At 43.9% G+C, this 8,987-nt stretch carries 8 protein-coding genes; all 8 read left to right on the forward strand.

The window, feature by feature from the left end:
- The first annotated feature begins 3 nt into the window (after positions 1–3).
- On the forward strand, positions 4–1,221 hold the full coding sequence (locus tag RTS09_RS06950) for a cytochrome b (RefSeq protein WP_309596356.1): 1,218 nt from the start codon (positions 4–6) through the stop codon (positions 1,219–1,221).
- Positions 1,221–1,934 carry a cytochrome c1 gene (locus tag RTS09_RS06955; RefSeq protein ID WP_007116514.1) on the forward strand — a complete coding sequence of 238 codons (714 nt, stop codon included), beginning with the start codon at positions 1,221–1,223 and terminating at the stop codon, positions 1,932–1,934. The genes RTS09_RS06950 and RTS09_RS06955 overlap by 1 nt, the downstream gene beginning before the upstream one ends.
- 148 nt (positions 1,935–2,082) lie before the next feature.
- Entirely contained in the window at positions 2,083–2,694 is a 612-nt protein-coding gene (locus tag RTS09_RS06960; protein WP_095355707.1) for a glutathione S-transferase N-terminal domain-containing protein, read from the forward strand.
- 25 nt (positions 2,695–2,719) lie between these two features.
- The gene (locus tag RTS09_RS06965; protein ID WP_060994768.1) at positions 2,720–3,154 is read left to right on the forward strand and encodes a ClpXP protease specificity-enhancing factor; all 435 of its coding nucleotides are present in this window, start codon (positions 2,720–2,722) and stop codon (positions 3,152–3,154) included.
- Between the two features lie 81 nt (positions 3,155–3,235).
- Complete coding sequence (gene rpoZ / locus RTS09_RS06970; RefSeq protein WP_036601878.1) at positions 3,236–3,502, forward strand: DNA-directed RNA polymerase subunit omega; 267 nt, start codon at positions 3,236–3,238, stop codon at positions 3,500–3,502.
- 367 nt (positions 3,503–3,869) lie between these two features.
- Positions 3,870–6,035: an HD domain-containing protein gene (locus tag RTS09_RS06975; RefSeq protein WP_312535690.1), complete on the forward strand. Its 2,166-nt coding sequence runs from the start codon at positions 3,870–3,872 to the stop codon at positions 6,033–6,035.
- Positions 6,036–6,062: 27 nt separating this feature from the next.
- Positions 6,063–6,443, forward strand: coding sequence for a Rid family detoxifying hydrolase (locus tag RTS09_RS06980; protein ID WP_312535518.1), 381 nt, complete (start codon positions 6,063–6,065; stop codon positions 6,441–6,443).
- 168 nt (positions 6,444–6,611) lie between these two features.
- Positions 6,612–8,852 (forward strand): primosomal protein N', encoded by a 2,241-nt coding sequence (locus tag RTS09_RS06985; RefSeq protein ID WP_312535520.1) that lies wholly within the window; start codon positions 6,612–6,614, stop codon positions 8,850–8,852.
- The last annotated feature ends 135 nt before the right edge of the window (positions 8,853–8,987 follow it).

An 8,987-nucleotide genomic window follows, 5' to 3' on the forward strand; every position in this document is an offset into this window, starting at 1 on the left:
TTTATGCATTGGGTGGATGCGCGCTTTCCAGCGACAGAAACTTATGAATACCATATGTCAAAGTATTACGCACCAAAGAATTTCAACTTTTGGTACTTCTTTGGCGTATTATCAATGGTGGTATTGGTCAATCAGTTAGTGACGGGTATTTGGCTAACCATGATGTTCAACCCAAGTGCAGAAGGCGCATTTGCTTCTGTAGAATACATTATGCGTGATGTACAAGGTGGTTGGTTAATCCGTTATATGCACTCAACCGGTGCTTCGGCATTCTTCGTGGTCGTGTATCTGCATATGTTCCGTGGCTTGTTGTATGGTTCATACCAAAAACCTCGTGAACTGGTTTGGCTCATCGGTATGGGTATCTATCTGTGCTTAATGGCAGAAGGTTTCTTCGGTTACTTATTACCTTGGGGTAATATGTCTTTCTGGGGTGCCCAGGTTATTTTAAACCTACCAGCAGCGATTCCATTTATTGGTGATGCATTGGGAGAATGGGTAAAAGGTGACTATATCATCTCGGGTATTACCTTAAACCGTTTCTTCGCGTTGCACGTCGTTGCGATTCCTTTGATTTTAGTGGGTCTGGTATTTGTTCACTTGGTAGCATTGCACCATGTTGGTTCTAATAACCCAGATGGTATCGATATCAAAAAACTTAAAGATAAAAATGGTGTACCCCTTGATGGTGTGGCTTTCCACCCGTACTACACTGTGCATGATATGATTGGTATCGTGGTATTCTTTATCATTTTCTTTACCGTGGTATTCTTCTTCCCAGAAGGCGGCGGTTTCTTCCTTGAGCCACCAAACTTTGAAGCAGCAAACCCACTTAAGACACCTGCTCACATTGCCCCTGTTTGGTACTATACGCCTTTTTATGCGATGTTACGTGCAACTCCGTCTATGTTTGGTTCAGCCCTGCCGGGTGTTATTGTGATGGCAGCATCAATTGCTATTTTATTTGTATTGCCTTGGTTAGACAAATCGCCCGTGCGTTCAATGCGTTATAAGGGTATTTTGTCAAAAATTGCGCTTGCTATCTTTGTTGTTAGTTTCTTGATTTTAGGTTACTTAGGGGTAATTCCATCAAGTGATACCGCAACGCTTGTGGCACGTATTTGTACTATTTTGTATTTCTTGTTTTTCTTGCTAATGCCAATCTATACATCGATTGAAACTTGCAAACAGCCACCTGAACGTGTAACTGGAGGTCACTAATGAAAGCGGTTAAAAAATTAGTTGCTGGATTGGGTTTGACAGTTGCACTAGGTTTGGGCGCGACAGCCGCACAAGCTAGCGAAGGCGGCTGTGGCACCTATAAAACAGTTGATGGTAAAGAAGCACATTTGGCTTGTGAAACCGCTCCTGTGGATTTGACCAATAAAGCGTCCATTCAACGTGGTGCCTCATTATTTATGAGTTACTGTGCAGGCTGTCACTCAGCGCAATATGTTCGCTACTCAAAAATGTACAAAGACTTGGACATTCCAAAAGAGTTGGTGGAAAAATACTTGATGCTGACCACTGACCAAGTCGGTGACCATATCAATGCAGGTGTGGACCCAGAGCTTCAAAAAGCTTGGTTTGGTGCCCAGCCACCTGATTTGTCACTTGAAACCCGTCTACGTGGTAATGATTGGGTTTATACGTACTTGTTAGCCTTCTATGAAGATCCAAGTCGTCCTTGGGGTGCCAACAATATCGTACTGCCGAATGTTGCTATGCCGTTCGTCCTTCATGATATGCAAATGAACACCTCAAAAGAAGAATATCGTCGTAATATTGGTGATATCGTCAACTTTATGGCGTGGATGGCAGAGCCGCAAGCGCACCAACGTAAAGTATATGGTTTTTGGGTCATCTTATTCTTACTTGCGTTATTAATTCCAGTGTACTTACTCAATAAAGAATTTTGGAAAGACGTTAAATAAGGATTGATATAAAAAAAGGTAGCTTAGGCTACCTTTTTTTATGCGCATTTATTGCTTGATTGGTATGATAACTTTCACAGTTATTGCTAATTCAGTCATTTTAAGCTAGGCTTATCCTTTACGCTGATACAGCTTATTATTTTTAACTATGTTGACCCCTACTTCGAACACCCCGTTGATTTATGCCGATGATGGCTACCTAAGTCACCAATTAAGACTGGTTTTACTTGAGAAAAAAATAGAATTTAGCGAGACGAACATTCGTGATGATGAGGATTTTGCCGAAGATTTACCTGATATCAACCCTTACAACACGCTGCCGGTATTTATTCATCGTGAATTGATTTTATATAACAATCGTATTATTTTTGAATACCTTGAAGAGCGCTATCATCAGAACAAACTGCTACCTGAAAATCCGATTGAAAAGGCACAATACCGTCAATTATGGTGGCGCATTGAGAAAGACTGGATTAAACTGGCAGATACGCTATTGACCCATAAGGATACCTTAGATGTCAACCAAGCAAAGGTTGCCAGAAAGCAACTGACTGAATCTCTGGTTACCATAGCGCCGCTGTTTGCCCATAAGGCCTTTTTTCTTTCAGATACCATGGGTATATGTGATTGCATTTTGTCATCGATTTTATATCGCTTAAAACCCATGGGTATTGAATTGCCGCTGCACCTGTGCCGTCCGTTGTATCAATATATGGAGCGGATGTTTAATCGCCCAACCTTTAAAACCAGTTTAAAATAGTAATCATTAAAATAAGAGAATCACCATGGAAAACGACTTTCAACTCACCCCGACTCGCCCTTATATGGTACGCGCTATTTTTGAATGGCTTGAAGACAATAACCTAACCCCACATATCATGGTCGATACGACACAGCCCAATGTCACCGTGCCTGTCGAATATGTGCAAGATGGTCGTATCGTACTTAATATCGCCAGCCGTGCTACAGGTAATTTGGTCATTAATAATGATTTTATTCATTTTCATGCGCGATTTGGCGGTGTTTCGCAAGAATTATGGGTACCGATGCAAGCGGTGATGGGGATTTATGCCAGAGAAAATTCACAAGGCATGTTCTTTGACCCAACGGAATACGATAATGCGCCGCAATCTGAAATCAACGCCAGTCAACCAGCCGATTCCACCGATGCACAACGTCCAAAACGTGAAAACAAAGCAGGGTTAAAAATCTTGGATTAGTGCATTGTCACTGGCAATATGGGTTTAATTTTGTTAAAATAATCAATTACTTTTTTAGTTTTGAATAGGATAACCATAGTCATGGCACGTGTCACTGTAGAAGATTGTCTAGAAAATATCCACAACCGTTTTGATTTGATTCTTGTTGCCAGTAAACGTGCGCGCCAAATCGCACGCGGTGTATCGGAACCTATGGTTGAGCGTGAAAATGATAAACCAACCGTACTTGCCCTTCGTGAAATCGCTGAGGGCCTTGTGACTAAAGAGATTTTAAATCAACCTGAGCGCGAATTGCCTAACAAATTTCACCATGTCGATTTGAGCATTTCAAGTGGTCATGGATTCTAACGGTAGCTTAAGCCACTGTTAATAGTTAGCGACTATTATTTTATAAAGAGTCACCTTTTTTAGGTGACTTTTTAGTTGAATTAAACGTGGAATGAAACGTGGAATTATATGTAACTTAGCTTGACAATTCACGGTAATTTTGCGAATAATTAAGATATCTTTATAATACGTTTTTACTAAGTTTAGCTGGTTTGATGCCAGCTATTTTTATCCAGCCGTTTTTTATGATAGAGTTAACTGCTGACCAGAACACTATGACTTTTTAGCAGGTTAAACCTATCGATCGTACGTTGAGGGCACATTTTTGAATATATCAACTTTACCAAAATTAAGCCATCCTGATGTGGATATTGCACAGTTTGACCTAATGCGTGTATTGGATTATTTGGATGATGACGAACAGCAAATTGTTCTCAAAGCCTGTGCCTTTGGCGACCAAGCCCATATCAAAGATAAACGCAAATCTGGCGAGCCTTATATCACCCACCCTATGGCGGTAGCGGAAATTTTGGGTAGTTTTCGCATGGATGTCGATACCATTGTGGCGGCGATTTTGCATGATACTGTGGAAGATACACCTACCACTGAAGAAGATTTGATCCGAGAGTTTGGCAAGGCAGTTGCCCAAATCGTCAATGGTGTCACCAAATTAAAATCCTCCAATGAAAAACACATCAATAAAGCCGCGACTTTTTACCGCATTATTACCGCAACGCTAGAAGACCCGCGCGTGTTGATTGTCAAATTGGCTGACCGCTTACACAATATGACCACCATCGAAGCGGTGCCTGAGAAAAAACAACAGGCAACCGCACAAGAAACGTTGGATTTTTATGTGCCGTTTGCACGTACGCTTGGGCTGAATGATTTAGCCGACTATATCGAGATTTTATGTTATCGCAGCCTAAATGCACCCATGTATAACAAGTTATCCGATAAACTTATGCAGCATGGTTTGGGGCGCACCTTTCAACAAGAAGCTATTCATAATTATTTAAATATTGTTTTGAGCCGACTGGGCGTTAAAGGTTATGTCAAAGATGTCGATAACCGCGTGACTTTGTTTCGTCAGTTCTTTAAAAACCGCGGCAAAATCACCGATTTGCTATGGCATTATGAATTTATGCTAGTCATGGATAAAGTGGAAGACTGCGACCAAATCGCCAAGTATTTTATCAATAAATACCAAATTGCGCCTGAGTGTATCGAAGATAATATCCGCCATCCGCGTGCGGGGGGCAACCAATCGTTTACCATTACCTATAAAAACGACCATGACACCATCAAAGTGGTCATTTTGACTAAAACCATGCTCAAAACCACCCGTTTAGGGATTTTGATGGGTGAAGCCGCATCGCCGCTTAGCCAGTCAGTGATTCAGGCCTCTCTACGCAATCTGCAAAACTTGATTGCCGACAATGAAAGCGATATCGAAGAGCAGCCATCCGATGCGGTGACGGTGGTTGATAAACTGATTGACTATCTTCACGAACGTAAAATTATTTGCTATACCCCAAACGGTGATGCCTATGAGTTGCCGCGCGGCTCCACAGCGCTTGACTTTGCCTATACTATCAGTACCCATATCGGTAACCGTGCAACGGGCGCTGAAATCAATGGCGTAGAAGCCAAACTGGGTACGATTTTGAAAACTGGCAATAGGGTCAAAATTCATACCGACCCCAATGCGATTCCAAAAGCGGAGTGGCTGGGTTTTGTGGCAACTAATAAAGCGCGGCGTGCGTTGTTTGAATGGTTAAAAGGCTTAAATCCTGAGCAAAAAGAGCACGAAGGCAAAACCGCCTTTGAGCGCGCGCTTAAAACGCAAAATCTTTCACTCGCTGATGTGAGCGATGAACAATGGCAATTGCTACTTGATTGGCGTGGCTTACAGGATAAAAGTGCGTTCTTTACGGAGTTTACCACAGGTAAATTGCTACCGCAGATTGCCGTTTCGCGCTTATTGACCCAAGAGCAGCTTGCTAAAAACCAAGCCAGCGCCCATGCCGCTAACCAACCGCAAAGCTTGATTGCGGATGCCGCCAATATGGAGATGAATTTTTCCAGCTGTTGTCATCCTGTGTATGGCGACCCGATTGTCGGGCATATTTCAAAAAATGGCTTGGTGGTGCATCGACATAAATGTTTTTCAATTGATGAAATTCGCCGTGTCAATGAATACCAAGTGATTCCGCTACATTGGCGAGTGTCTAACAGTGAGGATGAGATATCCAAGCGTATTTATTTTGATGCCGCGCTAAAAATTAATCAAAACCTGACCGATGAGCAAATCAGCGATTTAATCTTTATTGTACGTGATACTCAGGCGGGTTTTGAGTATATTGAACAGCGTAATGGCTATACCTTGCTGTTTGTGGTGGTGCAAAGCCGTGCCCAGATTGCAAGCTTAATTCAGCGCCTACGCACCTTCTTGGGCTATCCCAATATTGTAAGGCTGTATCAATGGAATGACGAAGTGCTACTTTCTCAGAGCCAAAACACGTCTGCGCCAAAAAATAAAGATATTTTATAAACCCATCATACTGTAATAGGAAATAATATGAGCCGTGACATCATTCATACTGACAATGCCCCTGCTGCGGTAGGCACTTATTCACAAGCCGTGAAGGTTGATAAGACTGTCTATATTTCAGGTCAAATCGGACTCGACCCAAATACCATGACCCTAGCCGATGGCTTTGTCAATCAGGCCAACCAAGTCATGTCAAACATCGAGGCTATCTGCCAAGCCGCAGGTGGTTCGTTAGCCAATGTGGTGAAGTTTAACGTCTCCCTCACCGATTTGGCAGATTTTTCTGCCTTAAATGAGATTTTTGCGGCGCGCCTAACTGCGCCCTACCCTGCCCGTGCCGCGGTGCAAGTGGCCGCCTTGCCAAAAGGTGCGGTGGTCGAAATTGAAGCGCTTTTGGTTTTAGATTGATTTTGGTTTTAGATTGATTTTGGTTTTAGATGAATGTTAACCCGCTCAAATGGAAGGTGAGTTACAAGACTTGCCTTTTTTTATGTCAAATTTTTGCCCATCTGACCACAGTTTAACGCCTAGAATTGGGCTATAATTTAACCCTACAACAATTTTTAAAGGTGTGTTTTGCTAATCCAAGTTGCCTTACCTGTGCCCATTGATTCGGTGTTCGATTATCGCGTTGTGGGCGATGCGTTGCCCGCGATTGGCTGCCGCGTCCGAGTACCGTTTGGTGCGCGCAAATTGGTCGGCATCGTGGTGGCGCATATTGAGCACAGTCAGCTTACGCAAAATGCGATTAAACCTGTATTGGACATACTTGATGAAGTGCCGATTGTCGATGAGGCTTTGCTAAAACTCGCTTATTGGCTGTCTGCTTATTACTGCTATCCGCTTGGCGATGTGTTCGATGTCATGCTGCCGACGTTAATTCGCCAAGGAATGACGCTCGACTACCGACAATTATGCTGGCGACAATTACGCGATGCCACTGACGAGGATTTTTCCGCCAGTGCCAAAAAACAACGCCAACAATTTGCTTTATATGAATTGGTCATCAACTCGCATGGCAATTCGCATAGTAATTCACATAGCAATGACACAAAACTTGTAACTGAGTTTGCGCTACTAGACAACGGTGTCGAGCCTGCTTATTTAAAAAAATTTGAGCAAAAAGGTCTGATTGCGCCTGTTTATCAAATGCCATCTTTACCCAAGCTTGCTAAGCTTGCCACCACGCCGCTCACCTTAAATTTGCAGCAACAACAAGCGGTGCAAAAAATCACCCACGCCTGCCAGCAGCCACACTATGAAGGTTTTTTGCTCAATGGCATTACGGGCAGTGGCAAGACCGAAGTGTATTTGCAAGTGATGCAAACGGTACTAGCACAAGGCAAACAAGTGCTTATCTTAGTGCCAGAAATTGGGCTGACCCCACAGACCAGACAGCGATTTGCCGAACGATTTGAAGCCCAAGTATTGATGCTACATTCAGGACTTAATGACACCGTGCGGCTTGATGGCTGGCAACAATGCCGACTGGGCTATGCGCAAATTATTATCGGTACGCGTTCGTCAGTGTTATACCCATTTGCCAATTTAGGGCTGATTATTGTCGATGAGTCGCATGACCAATCTTACAAACAGCAAGACTCACTGCGCTATCACGCCAGTGACGTGGCGCTCTATCGGGGGTTTCAGCTTAATTGTCCGGTAATTTTGGGCACCGCGACGCCATCACTTGAAAGCCTGTATCTGGTACAACAAGGTAAACTTACCGAGCTTACTTTGACCCAGCGTGCAGGCGATGCCAAACCTGCCATCATGCAGCTGATTGATGCGCGCCAACAGGCATGGCAAAACGGTTTGGCGCAAAGTTTAATTCAAGCCATTCGGCAAACGTTGGATAAAGATGAGCAAGTATTGGTATTTTTAAACCGTCGTGGCTACGCGCCCATCTTATTGTGTGATGCTTGCGGTTGGCAAGCAGACTGCCCGCGCTGTGATGCGCATTTGACAGTGCATTTTCAGCCAGTGGCAATGCTAAAATGCCACCACTGCGATTGGCAGCAAGCCATCCCGAATCATTGCCCTAGCTGCGGTAGCAGCAATCTTGACCCTGTGGGCATGGGTACGGCGCGGATGGTTGAAGGGTTAACTGAGCTTTTCCCCGATGTGCCTGTGATTCAAATTGACCGCGATACCACGCGTAAAAAAAACAGTTGGGAGCAAGTGTATCAGCGTATTGCTGATAACCCCAAAGCCATTTTGGTGGGCACGCAAATGGTGGCTAAAGGGCACCATTTCCCCAATGTGACGTTGGTGGCAATCCCCAATGCTGACCGTGGTTTTTTATCCTCAGATTTTCGCTCGCCTGAGCATACTGCCCAGCTGATTATCCAAGTGGCCGGTCGTGCGGGTCGTGCCGATAAAGCAGGTCTGGTACTGATACAAACCCTGCAACCTGAAAATCCCGCGTTACTGACTTTGGTACGTGAAGGATATCTGAGTTTTGCTCAGCAATTATTGGCTGAGCGGCGCATGTTGGGATTGCCGCCATTTACTTACGCTTGTTTGGTACGGGTGGAAAGCAAATCGTTAGAAAACAATCAGCAAATTTTGCATCAAGCAATGGCGCTATTGCCATCACGCCAACACATGACAGCCTTGGGTATTGCCATTAATGGCCCGGTGGATGCGCCGATGGCAAAGAAGAACAGTCGCTATCACTCGCATTTATTAATTTTGACCAAAACACGCCACGTTCGCCAGCAGCTATTGTCGGACTGGTGGCGACAGACGATTGCGTTGCCATCGGCAAAGTATGCCAGACTATCGATTGACATTGATCCGATGAGTTGGTCTTAACCTGACTTGTAAAACCATTGCTTTTGGTAGACCGCTTATTTTAGGGGATGTTTAAATGGGCTTTTTTCAAGTCGCTGATTGGGCTATAATTTAGCTAATTTTTGCCATTGATTAGGGTAAGTAAATAACAATGAC

This window comes from Moraxella sp. CTOTU47618, assembly GCF_032017425.1.
In the GTDB taxonomy this organism is placed as follows: Bacteria; Pseudomonadota; Gammaproteobacteria; order Pseudomonadales; family Moraxellaceae; genus Faucicola; species Faucicola tetraodonis.

Excerpts from the sequence above, each read along its gene's own strand:
- RTS09_RS06950 (WP_309596356.1), top strand. The coding sequence starts at position 4 with ATGCATTGGGTGGATGCGCGCTTTCCAGCGACAGAAACTTATGAATAC.
- RTS09_RS06955 (WP_007116514.1), top strand. The coding sequence starts at position 1,221 with ATGAAAGCGGTTAAAAAATTAGTTGCTGGATTGGGTTTGACAGTTGCA.
- RTS09_RS06960 (WP_095355707.1), top strand. The coding sequence starts at position 2,083 with ATGTTGACCCCTACTTCGAACACCCCGTTGATTTATGCCGATGATGGC.
- RTS09_RS06965 (WP_060994768.1), top strand. The coding sequence starts at position 2,720 with ATGGAAAACGACTTTCAACTCACCCCGACTCGCCCTTATATGGTACGC.
- rpoZ (WP_036601878.1), top strand. The coding sequence starts at position 3,236 with ATGGCACGTGTCACTGTAGAAGATTGTCTAGAAAATATCCACAACCGT.
- RTS09_RS06975 (WP_312535690.1), top strand. The coding sequence starts at position 3,870 with ATGCGTGTATTGGATTATTTGGATGATGACGAACAGCAAATTGTTCTC.
- RTS09_RS06980 (WP_312535518.1), top strand. The coding sequence starts at position 6,063 with ATGAGCCGTGACATCATTCATACTGACAATGCCCCTGCTGCGGTAGGC.